The organism is Neorhizobium sp. LMR1-1-1.1 (assembly GCF_040675795.1).
Taxonomy (GTDB): domain Bacteria; phylum Pseudomonadota; class Alphaproteobacteria; order Rhizobiales; family Rhizobiaceae; genus Neorhizobium; species Neorhizobium cellulosilyticum.
Window position 1 is genome coordinate 21735 of sequence record NZ_JBEGHE010000013.1, and the last position, 18121, is coordinate 39855.

Here is an 18121-nt window from a genome sequence, read left to right on the forward strand (position 1 = left end):
AGGCCAGTACCGCACGTCGATACAGCGAGACGTTCATTCGTTTACGCTAAAGCCACCAAATCATCTCTCATTAGCCCCGCTCGACACAGGTTCGGTTCCTGTATCAACTTGACGGGCCAGGGATCAGGCTCAAGAGCCCCATGATCCGCAATATTTACTCCCAATCGAGAAATACATGACAACCTACGCCACCGCGCCCTCCAAGCGAACCCTAGGTCTCGACCCTGCGGTCGCCTTCAGTCTGGCTGGTGCACTGGCGTTCTTCGTCATCAGTGCCGCCGTTTCCTGGTATAACGTGCAGACATTGCGTTCCAACAATGAGCGTGTCGTCCATTCACACGAAGTCATCGTCGGGCTTTCAGATCTGCTCTCCCTGATCCAGGACGCAGAGACAGGGCAGCGTGGGTTTGTTCTAACCAACAGCGAGCGGTATCTTGAGCCATATAACGCGGCGATCACCGCAATTCCCAAGCGTGTCGAGACAATCGGGGACATGATCAGCGACAATGCATCTCAACAACAACGTTTGGCGATGCTCCGGTCTCATGTCGATGCAAAGCTCTCCGAACTGCGCGAGAGCATCGACCTGAGACGGACACAGGGCGTCGATGCGGCTCTTGCTGTAGTCAACTCCGACCGCGGCAAGGCCGAGATGGATGCGGTTCGCGCTCAACTGACTTCCATGCGGCAGGAAGAAGCCCGCCTGCGAGCTCAACGTTTAGCCGAAATGGAAAGTGCCTACACGACGGCTTTTGCTAGCAGTATTCTTGCTGGCCTCCTTGGTATACTTCTTACTTTGGCGATCGCCGCCCTGTTGCGCCAATCAACCCTTTCGAGAAGACGTCAGGACTGGCTACAGTCTGGTGAAGTAGGCCTCAATGCCGCGGTCACCGGTGATCGGCGCATCGAGGAGCTCGGCGACAACATTCTGGAATTCCTTGCTCGCTATACAGGTGCCGTCGCCGGCGCAATCTTCGTCCAGGGCGAAGATGAGTTTGAGCTCGCCTCCACTTGGGGTGTTCGGGAAAACGCAAGCGTGCCAGATCGATTCAAACCGCGTGAAGGCCTTTTGGGGCAGGCGGTTTCGGGAGCCAAACCGATCTTGGTCTCCGACGTGCCAGACGGCTATCTCACCTTCGGATCAGCACTCGGGACCAACAAACCCAAGCATCTCCTGATTTCGCCTGGCGGTGTCGATGGGGCAGTAAACTCCGTGATTGAACTGGGCTTCTTGCGCGCAATCGATGAGAAGATCCTTACCCTTCTCGATCAGGCATCTGCGTCGATTGCCACTGCTGTTCGCTCAGCGAAGTACCGCAGCGACCTACAGAATTTGCTGCGCGAAACGCAAAGGCAAGCCGAGGAGTTGCAGGTCCAGGGCGAGGAGCTACGAGTCTCCAACGAAGAGCTGGAAGAACAGGGCCGGGCGCTGAAGGAATCGCAGGCCCGGCTAGAACAGCAGCAGGTGGAACTCGAGCAGACCAATTCCCAGCTCGAAGAACAGGCCCAGCAGCTGGAAGGTCAGCGCGACGATCTCGAGAAGGTCAATGCCTCGGTTCAGCTGAAGGCGCGCGAACTCGAGCAGGCGAGCCGTTACAAGTCGGATTTCCTCGCCAACATGTCTCATGAGCTGCGCACGCCGCTCAATTCCTCACTGATCCTGGCCAAACTTCTCGCCGACAATCCGGACGACAACTTGACCCAGGAACAGGTCAAATACGCCCAGACCATCCAGTCTTCCGGCAATGACCTGCTGACCCTGATCAACGACATCCTCGATCTGTCGAAGATAGAAGCCGGTCATGTGGACATCACTCCGGAGCCGGTTTCCCTCGAAAGGATGGCGGGAAGTATCCGACAGCTGTTCGATCCCGTGGCCAGGTCGAAGGAACTCGAGTTCGATATCGAAATGACCCCGGAGGCACCTGCGGTCATTGAAACCGATCCGCAACGGCTCGAGCAGGTTATCAAGAACCTGCTGTCTAACGCCTTCAAGTTCACCGAAAAGGGCAAGGTCACCCTCGCCCTTCGCAGCGCTGGCGACGGGCAGCTGGCACTGGCTGTATCGGATACGGGCATCGGCATTGCCGAGGAGCAGCAGAACAGCATTTTCGAAGCCTTCCATCAGGCAGACGGAACAATCAGCCGCCGCTTCGGCGGCACGGGATTGGGACTGTCGATTTCGAGAGAACTTGTCCGGTTGCTCGGCGGCACCATTCACCTGACCAGCCGTCACGGCCAGGGAAGCACGTTCACCGTCATCGTGCCAGTTTCCTATGATCCCTCCCGGGTTCTCCCCCGGAATATTCGAACGGCCGAAACGATCGCCGCACCACGGCCTGTTGTCGAGGAAGCACGCCCATCCAGCATCAGTCGCCATGAGATCGTCGAGGACGATCGGGCAGCGCCGAGCGATGGCAGGCGTACCCTGCTGGTGATCGAAGATGACGATACGTTTTCGGCGATCCTCCGTGACCTCGCCCGCGAAATGGGTTTCCGGGCGCTTGTTGCGGGCACGGCCTATGACGCCCTGGACCTTGCAAGGCAGCATATGCCAAGCGCCATCGTCCTAGATGTCGGTCTGCCGGATCAGTCGGGACTGTCGGTGCTCGACAGGCTCAAGCGCGACGTGCGCACACGCCATATTCCAATCCACATCGTCTCCGCCGACGACTACGCCGAGACCGCACTGTCGCTTGGCGCTGTCGGCTATGTCATGAAACCGGTTCAGCGCGAACAGCTCGTCGAGGTTCTGCAGAAACTGGACGCCAAGCTGTCGCAAGGTGTCCACCGCGTTGTGATCGTCGAGGACAACGAGGTGCAGCGACAAGCCGTGGCGAAGCTGCTCACCTCCCATGATGTCGAGACGATCGGGGCGGGCACGGCGGCCGAATGCCTGACGCTTCTGAAGGAGCAGACGTTCGACTGCATGGTACTCGACCTCTCGTTACCGGACGCGTCCGGCTACCAGCTTCTGGAAACCATCAGCGCCGACAGCAGCCATTCCTTCCCGCCTGTGATCGTCTATACCGGCCGGGTACTGTCTGCAGACGAAGAACAGCGACTGCGCCGCTACTCAAAGTCCATCATCATCAAGGGTGCGAAATCACCGGAACGGCTTTTGGACGAGGTCTCGCTGTTTCTGCATCAGGTGGTTTCGGATCTGCCCGATGAGCAGCAGAAGATGATCCGCAAGGCGCGCAGCAGGGATGCGTTGCTGGAAGGCCGACGGATCCTGATCGTCGAAGACGATGTTCGCAACGTGTATGCTCTGACCAACATTCTCGAACCGCGCGGAGCCGTCATAGAGATCGCCCGCAACGGCCAGGAGGCGCTCGACAAGCTTGGCCAGTCGCAGGGCGATGCGGCCAAGGCCATCGATCTCGTCCTGATGGATGTCATGATGCCCGTCATGGACGGACTGACGGCTACCCGCACGATCCGAAGAAATCCTGACTGGAAGAAGCTGCCGATCATCACGCTCACCGCCAAGGCGATGCCTGACGACCAGCAGCGCTGCATCGAGGCCGGAGCCAACGATTACATGGCAAAGCCCCTCGATGTGGAGAAGCTGCTCTCACTCGTACGTGTGTGGATGCCGCGGTGATCGAGACCTTCGAAAAAGTCGAGGACATTGAAATCCGGCTTCTGCTAGAGGCGCTTCATGTCCGCTACCACTATGACTTCCGCAACTATGCGATGGGGTCGATCAAGCGTCGGTTGAGGCAGGCCCGTGATCAGATGGGTTTTGCGACGATCTCGGCCCTGCAGGAGCGTGTGCTGCATGACGAGACGATGCTTCCGCGTCTCCTTGGCTATCTTACGGTCCAGGTCAGCGAGATGTTTCGAGATCCCGGCTATTTTCGCGCCATCCGCGAAGATGTCGTTCCCCATCTAAGGACCTATCCATCGCTGAAGATCTGGGTTGCCGGCTGCAGCTGCGGCGAGGAGCTTTATTCGCTGGCGATCCTGTTTCGCGAGGAGGGTCTTGAAGACCGGACCATCTTTTACGCCACCGACATCAACCAGGATGCGCTGCGAATGGCCGAGGCCGGCGTCTATGAGTTGGACCGGATCCAGCTGTTCACGGAGAACCATCGCAAGTCGGGCGGCAAGTCCTCACTTTCCGACTATTACAGCGCAGGGTACGGCCGGGTCTCCTTCGACCGAACGCTTCGAGAACGTGTCGTTTTTTCCGACCATAGCCTCGTCACCGATGCGGTATTCGGCGAGATGCACCTAATCTCCTGCCGCAATGTGATGATCTATTTCGACCGGCCGCTGCAGGATCGAGCGGTCGGTCTTTTTAAAGATTCGTTGGCGCGCAAGGGTTTCCTGGGGATCGGCGCGAAGGAAAGCCTTCGATTCTCGGCGCATGGCGAAGAGTTCAAAGAATTCGTGCGCGAGGAAAAAATCTATCAGAGGGTGAGCAGATGAGCGCTGCCTGCCCAAGGGCAATCGTCATTGGCGCTTCGGCTGGAGCACTGGAGGCGCTTACCGCCATCCTGCCGGATTTGCCAGGCGATTTTCCGTTGCCAATCATTATCGTCGTGCATATCCCGCCCGACAAGCGCAGTGTTCTTGCCGAGCTGTTCGGGGCGAAATGCCGGATCGGGGTAATCGAGGTTGAGGACAAGGAACCATTGCGGGCCGCGACCGCCTATTTTGCACCGCCGGACTACCATCTGTTGGTCGAGGACTTCGAAACGCTGGGCCTCACCAATGAGGAGCCGGTTCTTTTCTCCAGGCCGTCGGTCGATGTCTTGTTCGAAAGCGCCGCCGACGTCTTTGGTGCGAGTTCAGTCGGCATCCTGCTGACCGGCGCCAATCAGGACGGCGCAAGGGGCCTTTTGGCGATTGCGAACGCCGGCGGGCACGTGATCGTCCAAGACCCTGAAACTGCTTTTGCTGCTGCCATGCCCGAGGCAGGCCTGGCGCTCTGCCCCGATGCGACAGTCATGTCGCTTGACGGAATATCCCAATACTTGAGGAGGATCGGCTGAAATGAGCCAGGTTTCGTTTCTGTTGGTCGATGATCTCGAAGAGAACTTGATCTCTCTCGAGGCCCTGCTGCGCCGGGAAGACCTGAACCTGCTCAAGGCTCGCTCCGGCGATCAGGCATTGGAGCTTCTCCTAGAGCATGATGTCGCGCTGGCGCTGATTGACGTCCAGATGCCAGGCTTGAATGGCTTTGAGCTTGCCGAACTGATGCGCGGGAATGAGCGCACACGCCGGGTGCCGATTATATTCGTCACGGCCGGCAACACAGCGGACAGCCGCTGGCGGTTTCAGGGATACGAGGCGGGCGCCGTCGATTTCATCCAGAAGCCGATCGAACCTGATATCCTTCGCAGCAAGACTGAGGTTTTCTTCGAACTCTACCTACAGCGGCAACAAATCGCCGCCCAGCGTGACGAACTGCAACTGCAGGCCGAAGCATTGAAGGATGCCGATCGACGCAAGAACGAGTTCCTGGCAACACTTGCCCATGAACTGCGCAACCCGCTGGCTCCCCTGCGCAATGGGCTAGACATTTTGAAACGCAACCCGAATGGTGAGAATGCAGGCGAAATCCGCAACATGATGGACCGACAGTTGGTTCATCTCGTTCGGCTGATCGATGATCTTCTTGACGTGTCACGCGTCAGTCAGGGAAAGATCGAACTTCGAAAAGCTCCGGTCAGGATCGACGAGATCGTCAACTCCGCGACCGAAGCCAGTCGTCCTCTGATCGACGGGGCAAGGCACGCCTTGACGATCGATTTGCCGGTCGGCGCGCAATGGGTTGATGGCGATCAGGTCCGCCTGTCCCAAGCCCTGTCAAACCTGTTGAACAATGCCGCCAAATACACTCCGCGGGGCGGGAAGGTCACCCTCACCGTGCGAACGGAAGGCGACCAAGTGGTCATCGTGGTAACCGACAACGGGGTCGGGATTCCGGAAAACATGCAGGCCAAGGTCTTCCAGCTTTTCACCCAGATAGACGACCATCTAGAACGCTCCCAGGGCGGGCTCGGCATCGGCCTTGCCCTCGTCCGGCAGCTCGTCGAAATGCACGGTGGCTCGGTGGAGGCATTTAGTGCGGGGCCGGGGACCGGCAGCCGTTTCACGATCAGGCTCCCCTCGTTGCCTGCATTGGAACTTCCCGCAGAAACGGAACAGCTATCGACCGGCATCCCTTCGTTCAGACCGCTGAAGGTGCTTGTCGTTGACGACAATCCAATTATCGCGGACACGTTGGGGATGATGTTGGAAGATATCGGCCACGAATTCGAGGCAGTCCACGACGGTCGGGAGGCGCTTGATGCAGCCAGGCACTACCATCCTGACGTCATTCTCCTCGATATTGGTCTCCCCGGCATGAATGGCTATGAGGTTTGCCGCGCGTTTCGCAGCGAGGCTGAGTTTCTGACCACGCCCATAATCGCGCAGACCGGCTGGGGCCAGGATCGCGACAAGGAACTAGCGACCGAGGCCGGCTTCAATTTCCATCTGACGAAACCCGTCCCACTGGAACAGTTACAGAAGGTGTTTTCGAGACTTGCAAATTAGTTGGAGGCATCACCCGCAGAATAATTGCAGGTCGTATTTAAGCTCTTGATGAAGATCGAAATTTTGGCCCACCTATTCTTCATGAACTGAGAGGTAGAGGATCGGTGCCTTCGCTCAGGATTGCAAGATACCGTCTATAACTAAACACACGGGCACGCTTGCGGCCAGTGACCTCATCAACGATGCCCAATCGCTCCAGATCTGCGAGCGCGGCGTTAACCGCGGTGCGGACAGACCTGTTATCTGAACAATCTGGTTCGCCGTGTGAAAGGGGTTTTTCTGGAATAGCTCGTGAATGCGAAGGACCGACCCTGCTCTGTCACTTTCCATCGTGATCTTCTCCCGATCTTCCTTGAAAAGATCGACGATCTGCGTGGCAGCCTCAAATGCCTGATTGGCAGTGTCGGCGACGCCTGCGAGAAAGAAGTCCAACCAAGCTTCCCAGTTTCCGTTTTCGCAAACCTCCTGCAGCAACCGATAATATTATCTCCGATGGGACTTCAGATAGAGGCTGAAGGTAGAGAAGCGGCTTTTGCAGCGCGCCGTTCATGCAAAGATACAGGGTTACAAGCCCGGCGGCCGATACGACCATTACCATCGAGAAACGGATGGATTGTGTCGAATTGCACGTGCAACAGGCCAGCCTTTATCAGCTAAGAGATCAGATTGGATGAAACGCATGCCGCCCCCGCGGAATAATCTGATCGATCATCTTTCTATCGACAGCGCGGACACAAATCCAATAAATGGGAGTAGCAATTTTCAGAAGTTTAAAGTCTGAAATGAGACCTGACAGCAATGAGCGACCCAAAGCCGATGACGACCACAGGCAGACAACGTGCCACCAATTTCGAACTGAGGCATTTGAGATACTTCATCGCTTTGGTTGAGGAGCGAAATTTCGAGCGCGCGGCAGCAAGGCTCGGCATTGCACAACCCGGACTCAGCCAGCAAATCATCGCTCTGGAGGCAATCGTAGGCCTGCCGCTGCTCGATCGCACCAAGCGCGCTGTCAAACTGACCCCCACCGGGAATGCACTGTTCGAGGATGCGGTGAAGATCGTGGCGCAAGCCGATGAAACGCTTTCCCAGCTCAAGCGCCTCGGCCGCGGCGAGACGGGCAGGATCACCATCGGCTACGTCGCGTCTGCGGCCTATTCTGGCATCCTGACGGACACGCTCGCCTCCTTCCGGCGTGCCCTGCCGGATATCGAACTCCACCTACTGGAACTGGAAATGCGCCAGCAGCTGGAGAAGATTAGGCAAGGCGAACTCGATTTCGGCTATATCCGCCCGCCCGCGCCAATCCCTTCGGAACTCAACGCCACGGTCGTCCTGAAGGAGCCACTGGTCGCCGCGCTGCCGGCCACCCATCCACAATCATCCAGGGCTGCAATCCGCCTTCGCGATCTTCAGGAAGAAACGTTCATCACGCCGCGCCAGCCGAGCGATATCGGCTTCCATGCCAATACGCTTGATGCCTGCGGCGAGGCGGGTTTCAAGCCGAAGATTAATTCGAACGGCCGCGACTTCACGACCATCGCCAGCATGATCGCCGTCGGTATCGGCATCGCGCTGGTGCCGAAGAGCATGGATTGCTTTCGGCTTCCCGGCCTGCGCTACGTGCCGCTGATCGACAATGACGTGACGACCGATCTCGCCGTCGTGTATCGAAAAAGCGACGTCAATCCGTCGGTTAGGGCTTTCATCGCCCACCACAGAAGTCTTATGCGCGGACAGGGGAGTTCTGGGGACCGTAGTGAGGATTAATGCTCTTGAGCCAAACCGAACCTTCGACCCGGCATCGCAGATCTGCTAAGTATCTGCAAATTTCTGAATTTAGAGCGAAAACAGGACTCGGCGTAAGGCATTTTATGAGACCTCGAGGTCTCGGGAGCAGACGTTGCAGACTGACTTCTCAACGAACCGGTCATGGCGCGTCCTTGACTGTGTAATCAGACTGGTTTGACGCTCACCAATCACTCCGTTCCGGGCATCACGGGCCTAGCTGCCACCCTCACTTTATGAGGGCGGCAGCGATGACGGAAGCCTCGTTCGACGTTGCGTCGAGGACGCATGGTGTCATCAGCGCGGCCAGAATGAGGAGGGCAGCCATCAGCATACTTGTCAGAGGATGATCAATCCTCATGCGAGATTGAGCTCTACGTCGATATTGCCACGAGTGGCCTTCGAATAGGGGCAAAGCTGATGGGCATCATGAATGATCGCCTGTGCGACATCCCGATCCATGCCCGGCAGGCTGACATTCAGGCGGGCCTGCAGAAAGAACTCGCCCTCGCTCGTCCCGAGGTGAACCTCCGCATCGACGGCGACATCCGCCGGCAGCCGCAATTGCCGCGTTCCGGCAGCGCGGGTCATGGCGCCGATGAAGCATGCCGACCAGCCGGCGGCGAACAGCTGTTCCGGGTTGGTACCGGGGCGACCGCTTCCCGGAGAAGAAAGCTTTACCTCCAGCGCGGCATCGTCGCTGCGTGCGAAACCTTCGCGTCCACCCGTGGTGTGGGTCCGTCCGGTATAAAGAACATTGTCGATCTTCGGCATGGCAAAACTCCTTTTAAGCCAGGCCAGCGTTGTTCGCTGACAGGGAGGTTTTTGGCCCGCTGGAGTATCTGCGCTGTTTCAGGACAACCGGTGAAATGTAACAAACAGTATATGGGACCCGGCAGATCCAAAAATGAGCGCCGGAACACCGGCGCCAGTCATCATCGCAATGTCAGTTCCACGGCAAGCCCGCCGCCGTCGCGATTATAAAGCTTCACTTTGCCGCCAAGGGCCGTGGCCAGTTGCTGGGCGATCGCAAGCCCCAGTCCCGTGCCACCGGTCTCGCGATTGCGGGACTGTTCCAGCCGCACAAAAGGCCGCATAGCGGCCTCCAGCATCTCGTCAGGTATGCCCGGCCCCCGATCGCGAATGCTCAGGACCGTTTCGCCATTTTGCTTCCGCTCGACGCTCAGCTCCGCCGCACCGGCAAACTTGACCGCGTTATCGATGGCATTGGTCAGGATACGTCGCAACGCATGCGGCTTGGTCGTGATCGTGCCCTGTACGGGGCCGATCACTGTCACCGCCTTGCCCGTATCCTGATAATCATAGGCAATGCTGTCGATGAAGGACGAAAGGTCGATGCGCGACGTCTTCTCGCCATTGCCATGCGAACTTCGCGCATAGGCGATCCCATCTTTTACCAGCATTTCGATCTCGCGCAGGTCGCTGACCAGCTTGTCGCGTTCCGGGCTCTCATCCGCCATGTCAACGCGCAGCCGCATACGGGCGATCGGCGTCTGAAGATCGTGGGAAATGGCTGCAAGGATCTGCACCCGCTCCTCGAGATGATGGGCGATCCGGTCGCGCATGGCGTTGAATGCCCGCGCCGCATGGGCCACCTCGCGCGGACCGGTCTCGCTGATCGGCTTGCCCTTGGCATTCGGATCAAGCGCATCGGCGGCGGCGGCGAGATCGCCAAGCGGCCGGAATGCCTGACGCACAACAAGCCAGGTGCAGAGGACGAGCAGCAGCATCTGCACCGTAAAGACATAAGGCAGCCAGCTGGCCAGCGGCATCACACCGCGCGGTGTCACGTCGATCGTAAGCGGGGAACCGTCGGAAAGCGTCAGATGACCCTGTAGCCTGCCATTCTCACCGGGAATGGCTTGTACGGTCAGTGGGAATTTTTGACCCGCGGCGTCCTCGATCCGAGCGGCGATGTCGGCTCCACGTCCCGACATGTCGGGGACACCAGGAACACCGGTTCCAAGCTCCAGCCGATAGTTTCCGCGGCTGAGACGATCGAGCCATGCCGGACGTTCTGCCGCCGGCAGCCGGTCGATCACCGCGATCGAGGTTGCAAGGTCGCTTTCGAGCGTACCGAGCATCACGGCCTTGGCAGATGTATAGCGCTCGAAAAACAGGATGCTGAAGGAAAGGCCGTACGCAATAGCAAGGCCTGAAAAGAGGATGAGAAACAGGCGCGCGCGCAGGGTGCCCGGCCAGAAGGCGAAAGACCGGCTCGCCTCGTCCGCCGCCGGCTCTGTCATGTCCTGGGCTCCGAAATTTCCACCGGCACCGCAAAGACATAACCTTCTGCACGTATAGTCTTGATATAAGTCGGCTCGCGCGCGTCGTCGCCCAGCCGCTGGCGGACGCGGCTGACGAGAAGATCGATCGAACGGTCAAACAGTTCCGCATCGCGGCCCTGCGTCAGGTTCAAGAGCTGGTCGCGGTTGAGAACACGCTGCGGATGGTCGATGAAGACGCGGAGCAGCCGATATTCGGCACCGCTCAGGGCAATCTCCGTGCCTTCGGGATCGAGCAGATGGCGGCCGACGGTATCGAGGCGCCATGTTCCGAAGGTCAGGATCTGGCCCGCCTCGCTGATCTGCAGGTTTGGTGGCAACATTCTCGTGCGGCGAAGAACGGCCTTGATGCGGGCCAGGAGCTCGCGTGCAGCAAAAGGTTTCGGCAGATAGTCGTCCGCACCCATTTCCAGCCCGATGACACGGTCCATCTCGTCGTCGCGGGCGGTCAGCATCAGGACCGGCGTCGCCTTGTGCTTGCCGGCCCGCAGCTCCCGGCAGAGAACAAGCCCGTCATCGCCCGGCATCATCACGTCGAGCACGATCAGATCCACCGCATTGGCATCCAGGAAGCTGCGCATCTGCCGGCCATCGGCCGCGACGCTGGTGCGCAGGCCGTTTTTCTTCAGATAGCTCGACACCAGTTCACGGATCTCGCGATCGTCGTCGACGATCAGGATATGGTCGATATGCTCCATCTCGGGTTCTCGCATCCTTTGTCTTTGCTGCGTGTCGAGGCATTTCCATTTAGCGCTGGATGCGGCCGCCGCGAAGCCGGGAAATGCACCGCAGCAACCTGTTCAGCCGGAAATTCGTGGCGTCTAGAATTTCGCGACGTCGAGCACCGCGCGGGCGAATTGCGCCGGCGCTTCCTGCGGCAGGTTGTGACCGATGCCATCGCCGATCGTGCGATGTTCGTAGCGTCCTGAAAACCGGGCGGTATAGGCGGATGGATCAGGATGCGGGGCACCATTGGCGTCACCTTCCATGGTGATGGTGGGAATGGTCACGACCGGTGCCTTGGCAAGCAGCGCCTCATAGGCATCGTATTTCGCCTCGCCGGCAACCAGTCCGAGCCTCCAGCGATAATTGTGGATGGTGATATCGACATGGTCGGGACTGTCGAATGCGCTGGCGGAGCGGTTGAAGGTTTCGTCATCGAACTTCCAGGTGGGCGACGCCGTCTGCCAGATGAGACGCGCAAAATCATGGGTATGCGCGGCGTAACCGGCACGGCCGCGTTCGGTGGCGAAATAGAACTGGTACCACCAGGCAAGCTCGGCCTTGGGCGCAAGTGGAGCGCGATTGGCTTCCTGGCTGCCAATCAGGTAGCCGCTGACGGACACTAGCGCCTTGAAGCGTTGCGGCCAGAGTACGGCCATGATATCCGCAGTCCTCGCACCCCAGTCATAACCGGCAACGATCGCGGTCTCGATCTTGAGCGCGTCCATCAGCGCGATCATGTCGACCGCAAGTGCAGCCTGCTGCCCATTGCGGGGCGTTTCGGCAGAGAGAAACCGTGTCGTGCCATAACCGCGCAGATAGGGAATTATGACCCGATACCCGGCATCGGCAAGGATCGGCGCAACATCGACATAGCTGTAGATGTCGTATGGCCATCCGTGCAGCAGCAGGACGACGGGACCATTTGCCGGGCCATCCTCTGCATATCCGATATTGAGGACACCTGCATCGACCTGCTTCAGGGCAGCAAATTTCGTATGGCCACCCGGCCTGCCTTGCGAATTGCCAGATGATCCGGCTGCGGCGGATTGAGCATTGGCCAGCGAAGTGGCGCCGAGCTCGACGGCTGCGACGGTCATGGCTGCCAGGCCAAAGAAGCGGCGGCGTTGAAGCTGAAACATATCGGTCATGGGTTTTCTCCGGTTCGCGTTGATGACGATCCCCAAGAAACAGCCTGTGTGTATTGTCGATATGTCCTGCGACCTGCTCAACTGCAAGCAACTGTAGCGGCACGCCGCCGAGATACAGTTCGATACAAAGACCTCGCCTCGCCTGCGCGAAAAGACGACGAGATGGCCGGTCCCGCCCGCCTGATCGTTTCTTATTATGGCGGCGGGGTCGCCTCCTACACTCCGATACATTTCTTCCTGAAGCCGGACACATCCCGGATACCTGCGCCCGACCAGATTGGCGCAGTTGCCGATCACGCCCATGTCGGCGGCGCCAAGATCCACCAAGGGCTTCAGAGGACATGATCATGACGCTTCTCGTCATTGCCTATCTCGGAGGGGCGCTCACCATCCTGAGCCCCTGCATCCTGCCGATCCTTCCCTTCATCTTTGCCCGTGCGGGACAGCCGTTCCTGCGCAGCACGCTGCCCATGCTGGCAGGCATGACCGCGACATTTTCGCTCGTCGCGACACTCGCTGCGATCGGCGGCGGCTGGGCCATCGAGGCCAATGAATTCGGGCGGCTTGCCGCGCTGTTGCTGCTTGCGCTGTTCGGCCTCGGCCTCATCTCTCCCCGCATCGCCACGATCCTGAGCCAGCCTGTGGTCGGACTCGGCAACCGCCTGATGAACGCGGCCGGAAAGCCGGGCAGCGTTCCCAGGGCCGCGGGCTCTCTGCTTCTGGGCATTGCCACAGGCCTCCTGTGGGCGCCCTGCGCCGGGCCGATCCTCGGTCTCGTGCTGACCGGTGCCGCCCTGCAGGGTGCCAATCTTGAAACCACTGTCCTTCTCGTCGCCTATGCTGCAGGGGCTGCGACCTCGCTCGCCCTCGCACTTTTCGCAGGCGGGCGGATCTTTGCCGCCTTGAAGCGGTCTCTGGGTGTCGGCGAGCGTATTCGGCAAGTCCTTGGCGCAGCTGTCATAGCAGGTGTCGGCGTCATTGCGCTCGGCCTCGACACCGGCCTCCTCGCCAAGCTTTCATATGCCAGCACGTCTTCCTTCGAACAGGCGGTTCTCGATCGTCTCCACACCCGGCAAGCCGAAGGCGGCATGGAGGTCGCAAGCGCCGACAATTCCATTCTCGCCCGCAACGGCAAGCTGTTTCACGCCGACCTTCCCGTCGAAGGACGCGCACCTTCACTGGGCGGTGCCGTGGAATGGCTGAACTCGCCGCCGCTTTCCACCGAAGCCCTGAAGGGCAAGGTCGTGCTCGTCGATTTCTGGACCTATTCCTGCATCAACTGCATCCGCACCGTTCCCTATGTCCGCGCCTGGGCCGAAAAATACAAGGATCAGGGTCTCGTCGTGATCGGCGTGCATGCACCGGAATTCGCCTTCGAGAAAAAGATCGACAATGTCAAAAAGGCAATCTCCGACTTCAAGATCGGCTATCCCGTCGCCATCGACAATGATTACAGGATCTGGCGTGCCTTCAATAACAGCTACTGGCCAGCCAGCTATCTGATCGATGCCAAGGGCAATATCCGCTACCACCATTTCGGCGAAGGCAATTATGGTCGGACCGAACAGGCGATACAGGATCTGCTAAGAGAAGCCGGCAGCGACGTAGCCACCACTGCGCCCGTCAAGCCTGAGGCAAAAGGCGCAGAAGCGAGTGCCGACCTGAAGGATATCCGCTCCGGCGAGACCTATATCGGTTACCGGCAGGCCACCGGCTTTGCCTCGAACGAAGGCCTTCGTCCCGGCTCTTCCGGTACCTATTCGATTGAAACGCCAAGCCTCAACGAATGGGGTCTCTCCGGCAGCTGGACTGTCGGCGCGGAAGAAGCGACCCTCGACAAGAGCGATGGCGCGATCACCTACCGGTTCAGCGCCCGCGACCTGCATCTCGTATTGGGGCCGGACGGCTCTGGAAAACCGGTCCGTTTCCAGGTGATGATCGACGGCCACGCGCCCGGCGCCGACCACGGCACGGATACCGATGCCGACGGCAATGGCACGGTCACCTCCACCCGCCTCTACCAGCTCGTCCGTCAGTCCGGCGACGTCACGCCCAGAACCTTCACCATCCGTTTCCTCGATCCGGGCGTACAGGCCTACGCTTTCACCTTCGGCTGAACCCCTTCCCTCACCTATTCCAACAACAAAGGATCACGACATGAACCGCCGTTTTATCTCCATGGCAGCCATCGCATTTGCCACCAGCGTCATCGCCTTGGCCGCACAGGCGGCGGAGGTGAAGAACATCGTCATCGTGCATGGCGCCCTTGCCGATGGCTCCGGCTGGCGCAAGGCAACCGAAATCCTCGTGGACCGCGGCTTCAACGTCACCATCTTGCAGGAGCCGATTACCTCTCTTGCCGACGATGTCGCCGCCACCAACCGCGTGCTGGATCTGCAGGACGGGCCGTCGCTCCTCGTCGGCCACAGCTATGGCGGCATGGTCCTCACCGAGGCGGGCAACAATCCGCATGTCGCTGGCCTCGTCTACGTGGCCGCCTTCCAGCCCGATACGGGAGAAAGCCTGTTTGATCTGGCAAGCTCAAAACCTGCCAGTGGAATGAACATCCGCGAAACGAAGGACGGGAAATATCTTTACCTGGACCCCGCGGCATTCGCGGGTGACTTTGCCGGCGACCTTCCGAAGAAAGACGCCGAATTTCTCTCCAGATCGCAGGTCTTCGCCGCCAAGCAGGCTTTCGCGGCGAAGATCAGCGAGCCGGCCTGGAAGACGCGCAAGAGCTGGGCGGTCGTCGCCACCCATGACCGTTCGATCAATCCCGATCTCGAACGCGACATGGCCAGACGTGCCGGCAGCGACGTGACCGAGATTGAGGCAAGCCACGCCGTCTTTGCATCCCAGCCCGAAAAGGTTGCCGATGTGATCGAGAAGGCAGCAAAAGCCCTTTCACACTAAGACCCCGCAGATCTCCGATCAAACTGAGCCGCGCCCAAAAAGGCGCGGCTTTTGTTACGCTCCGAGCGGCGCACCAAGCAGAAAACGCCGAGTAATGCCGATGGCCTCGAGGAAAGCCTCGTCATGGCTGACCACCAGAAGCGCACCGTCATAGGCGACCAGCCCCGCCTCCACGGCGGCGATGGAGTCAAGATCGAGGTGATTGGTCGGTTCGTCGAGAACAAGCAGTTGCGGCGGCCTTTCTCCACCGAGGACACGGGCCAGGCCGGCGCGCAGCATCTGCCCACCCGACAATTGTCCCACTTGCCTGAGGCTGGCATCGCCACGAAACATGAAGCGGGCGAGAGCCGCCGGCAGGCATTTTCGCTGGCTCCCGGATTGAGCCGCATGAAATTGTCCCGGATCGACAGCTGCAGGTGCAGCAGGCTGACCTTCTGGTCGAGAAAGGCGCATGGCAACTCGACCCTGACGGACCCTGAAAACGGTGCCAGGCCTCCAGTGATAACGGACAGCAGCCTCGTCATGCCCGTGCCGACCGAGCCGATGACGGCAAGCCGCTCGGGACCAGTCATTGTCAGCGAAACATTGGAGAGGACTGGGGCATCGCTTGCATAACCCGCAGTCACCTTGTCCAGCCGCAGCACCGTCCTCGACGCCACAAGACCCGTGGATGGCAGCGAAACCTTGAAGGGATCGAGAACCTCCAGGCGGTCGCGGGCAGCAGACACATCGGCCCTCGCCTCTCCCGCCATTCGGCTTGCGGCCTCGGCTTTTTCGCCACCAGTCTGCTCCGCACGCATGGCGCGGCCGGCAGCCGAGATTTGCGGCATGCCGCCCTCTGCCGCCTTCCTTTTTCCTGCGCAATCGCGACGCGCCTGCCGCTCCGCTGTCTCCTGTGCTTTGCGCTCGACGTCGCCGAGCCGCTTCTGTGCGTCGGCCAGATCATGCCGGGCCGCGGCAAGCTCAAGAGCCTTGCCTTCCCGGTAATGGCTCCAGTTTCCGCCATAACGGCTGATGGCGAGCGATGTCAGCTATACGATCGCATCGACAGTTTCCAGAAGCTCCCGATCGTGGCTGTCGACGATCGCGCCCTGGCGCCAGCCGGCGAGAAGTTCGATCACTGCCGCCCGCCCGTCCCGGTCGAGATTGTTGGTCGGCTCGTCGAGGATCAGGAAATCAGGTGCGTGATAGACCTGGGCAGCCAGTGCGGCACGGGTGCGCTGGCCGCCGGAAAGCCGAGCGAGCGACGTCGACAAAGGAATGGAGAGGACGAAACGCGCAAGCGCCGCTTCGATAGTCGGCTCCAGCATCCAGTCGATATCGGCCAATTCCTCGAGCGTTGCGTGCCTGCCTGAGCGCGCTCGAGTAGTGCCAGCGCATGACGGACACCGAAGAGATCGGCGACGGTGGCCCCTTCCGCGACCTGTACGCTCTGACGCAAGATGTGGATGCCTGCGGGTGCCGTGACCGATCCCGAAGCCGGCGGCAGTTCACCGGAGATCAATTTCAAAAGCGTTGTCTTGCCGACACCATTGCGGCCGACGAGCCCGGCCCGTTCGGGACCGAAAACGATATTCAGATCGGAGAAAAGCGGACGACCGTCAGAAGTGGACCAGGACAGATTGGAGAGGATAATGGAATGCGGCATGGACAAGGTTTTCCCGTATGGCAAGGCAAAGCGGCGTTGCGATCGGGTTGAAATCCATTGTCGACCATCCTGTTGGTGCTGCAGGCGGTGGTGATCTAGCGCGTAAAGACGGTGGGTTCACGGTATACGGCGACGCTAGTCCCAGGCGACCTCCCTGACCAGATCGACCAGCGCCCGCAGCTTGGCCGGAATATGGCGCCGGCCGGGATAATAGAGGCAGAGACCCGGATAGGGAGCGATCCAGTCGTCCAAAACCTCAATCAATGTGCCATCAGCAAGGTCCGCGGCGACCTGCCACGCATTGAGATAGGCAAGGCCGGCGCCTTCCCGTGCGGCCCGCAGCATCAGGTCGCTCTCGTCAAGCGTCAGCAGGCCCGGAACATCCAAGGTGAAGGCCTCGCCGTGCCGTTCGAATTCCCAGTGATAGAGAGAACCGCTCGCCATACGCGCCCGGATGCAATCATGGTTCTTCAGATCGGCCGGCACTTTCGGCCTGCCATGCCGCTCGAAATAGCCGGGAGAGCCGACGATAACGGGGCGAACGGAGCGGCTGATCGGCTGGATGATCATATCCGGCGGCACGGTTTCGCGAATGCGAATACCGGCATCGAAGCCCTGCGCATTGATATCGACCAGCGCGCCCTCCGTGACGATTTCGACCGCCATTTGCGTGTGGCGCCGCCTGTACTCCAGGAGAACTGGATTGAGCACAATGCGCGCCGCACCGACGGAGGTGTTGATCCGCAGCGTGCCGCTCGGCTCGGTGCGATGTTCATCCGCCAGATCGACCGCCTTGCGGATTGCCGCCAGCGCCGGTGCGATCTCGGCCACGAACTGCTCACCGGCGGAAGACAGGACGACGCTGCGTGTCGTCCTGTTGAATAGCCTCACGCCGGTGCGGGCTTCCAGAACCGCGATCTGCTGGCTGAGTGCGGAGGAGGATATGCCCAGTTCACGCGCTGCGGCGCGAAAACCGCCATGCGTGGCCACAGCAACGACCGCCTCGAGTTCGGCCAGTGTCCCACGCAGCATTGTCC

13 protein-coding genes and 2 pseudogenes are annotated in these 18121 nt (G+C 59.8%); 8 read left to right on the forward strand and 7 right to left on the reverse strand.

Annotated elements, in window-relative coordinates:
• Positions 1 to 175 precede the first annotated feature (175 nt).
• From MRBLMR1_RS08745 to MRBLMR1_RS08760, 4 genes are read left to right on the forward strand one after another with little or no spacing between them, the layout of a single operon-like run.
• Positions 176 to 3607 carry a response regulator gene (locus MRBLMR1_RS08745; RefSeq protein WP_500064126.1) on the forward strand — a complete coding sequence of 1144 codons (3432 nt, stop codon included), beginning with the start codon at positions 176 to 178 and terminating at the stop codon, positions 3605 to 3607.
• Positions 3604 to 4437 carry a CheR family methyltransferase gene (locus MRBLMR1_RS08750; RefSeq protein WP_353654275.1) on the forward strand — a complete coding sequence of 278 codons (834 nt, stop codon included), beginning with the start codon at positions 3604 to 3606 and terminating at the stop codon, positions 4435 to 4437. The genes MRBLMR1_RS08745 and MRBLMR1_RS08750 overlap by 4 nt, the downstream gene beginning before the upstream one ends.
• Entirely contained in the window at positions 4434 to 5003 is a 570-nt protein-coding gene (locus MRBLMR1_RS08755) for a chemotaxis protein CheB (RefSeq protein WP_148147911.1), read from the forward strand. The genes MRBLMR1_RS08750 and MRBLMR1_RS08755 overlap by 4 nt, the downstream gene beginning before the upstream one ends.
• A 1-nt stretch (position 5004) precedes the next feature.
• Positions 5005 to 6552, forward strand: a complete 1548-nt coding sequence (locus tag MRBLMR1_RS08760; protein ID WP_500064127.1) for a response regulator — start codon at positions 5005 to 5007, stop codon at positions 6550 to 6552.
• Positions 6553 to 6631: 79 nt separating this feature from the next.
• Here MRBLMR1_RS08760 and MRBLMR1_RS08765 read toward each other — a convergent pair.
• Positions 6632 to 7205, reverse strand: a pseudogene (locus MRBLMR1_RS08765) (Fic family protein); the annotation flags it as partial.
• A 145-nt stretch (positions 7206 to 7350) separates the two neighbouring features.
• Between MRBLMR1_RS08765 and MRBLMR1_RS08770 the strand changes: the two are divergent.
• Positions 7351 to 8322, forward strand: a complete 972-nt coding sequence (locus MRBLMR1_RS08770) for a LysR family transcriptional regulator (RefSeq protein WP_500064128.1) — start codon at positions 7351 to 7353, stop codon at positions 8320 to 8322.
• Between the two features lie 375 nt (positions 8323 to 8697).
• Here MRBLMR1_RS08770 and MRBLMR1_RS08775 read toward each other — a convergent pair whose 3' ends face one another.
• From MRBLMR1_RS08775 to MRBLMR1_RS08790, 4 genes are all read right to left on the reverse strand, one after another.
• Entirely contained in the window at positions 8698 to 9114 is a 417-nt protein-coding gene (locus tag MRBLMR1_RS08775) for an organic hydroperoxide resistance protein (protein WP_148147914.1), read from the reverse strand.
• Positions 9115 to 9275: 161 nt separating this feature from the next.
• Positions 9276 to 10607: a sensor histidine kinase gene (locus MRBLMR1_RS08780; RefSeq protein WP_500064129.1), complete on the reverse strand. Its 1332-nt coding sequence runs from the start codon at positions 10605 to 10607 to the stop codon at positions 9276 to 9278.
• The gene (locus tag MRBLMR1_RS08785; protein WP_206829066.1) at positions 10604 to 11344 is read right to left on the reverse strand and encodes a response regulator; all 741 of its coding nucleotides are present in this window, start codon (positions 11342 to 11344) and stop codon (positions 10604 to 10606) included. Before MRBLMR1_RS08785 ends, MRBLMR1_RS08780 begins: the two co-directional genes overlap by 4 nt.
• A 123-nt stretch (positions 11345 to 11467) precedes the next feature.
• Positions 11468 to 12520 (reverse strand): alpha/beta fold hydrolase, encoded by a 1053-nt coding sequence (locus MRBLMR1_RS08790; protein ID WP_148147916.1) that lies wholly within the window; start codon positions 12518 to 12520, stop codon positions 11468 to 11470.
• A 162-nt stretch (positions 12521 to 12682) separates the two neighbouring features.
• On the opposite strand from MRBLMR1_RS08790, the gene MRBLMR1_RS08795 reads away from it, so the two are divergent.
• From MRBLMR1_RS08795 to MRBLMR1_RS08805, 3 genes are read left to right on the forward strand one after another with little or no spacing between them, the layout of a single operon-like run.
• Positions 12683 to 12865, forward strand: coding sequence for a hypothetical protein (locus tag MRBLMR1_RS08795; RefSeq protein ID WP_500064130.1), 183 nt, complete (start codon positions 12683 to 12685; stop codon positions 12863 to 12865).
• A gap of 2 nt (positions 12866 to 12867) precedes the next feature.
• Positions 12868 to 14637, forward strand: coding sequence for a cytochrome c biogenesis protein DipZ (locus MRBLMR1_RS08800; protein WP_500064131.1), 1770 nt, complete (start codon positions 12868 to 12870; stop codon positions 14635 to 14637).
• 40 nt (positions 14638 to 14677) lie between these two features.
• Positions 14678 to 15436 (forward strand): alpha/beta fold hydrolase, encoded by a 759-nt coding sequence (locus MRBLMR1_RS08805; RefSeq protein WP_500064132.1) that lies wholly within the window; start codon positions 14678 to 14680, stop codon positions 15434 to 15436.
• Positions 15437 to 15490: 54 nt separating this feature from the next.
• On the opposite strand, the pseudogene MRBLMR1_RS08810 reads toward MRBLMR1_RS08805, so the two are convergent.
• Both MRBLMR1_RS08810 and MRBLMR1_RS08815 read right to left on the reverse strand, forming a co-directional pair.
• Positions 15491 to 17084, reverse strand: a pseudogene (locus MRBLMR1_RS08810) (ABC-F family ATP-binding cassette domain-containing protein).
• Between the two features lie 135 nt (positions 17085 to 17219).
• Positions 17220 to 18116, reverse strand: a complete 897-nt coding sequence (locus MRBLMR1_RS08815) for a LysR family transcriptional regulator (RefSeq protein ID WP_500064133.1) — start codon at positions 18114 to 18116, stop codon at positions 17220 to 17222.
• Positions 18117 to 18121: the final 5 nt, after the last annotated feature.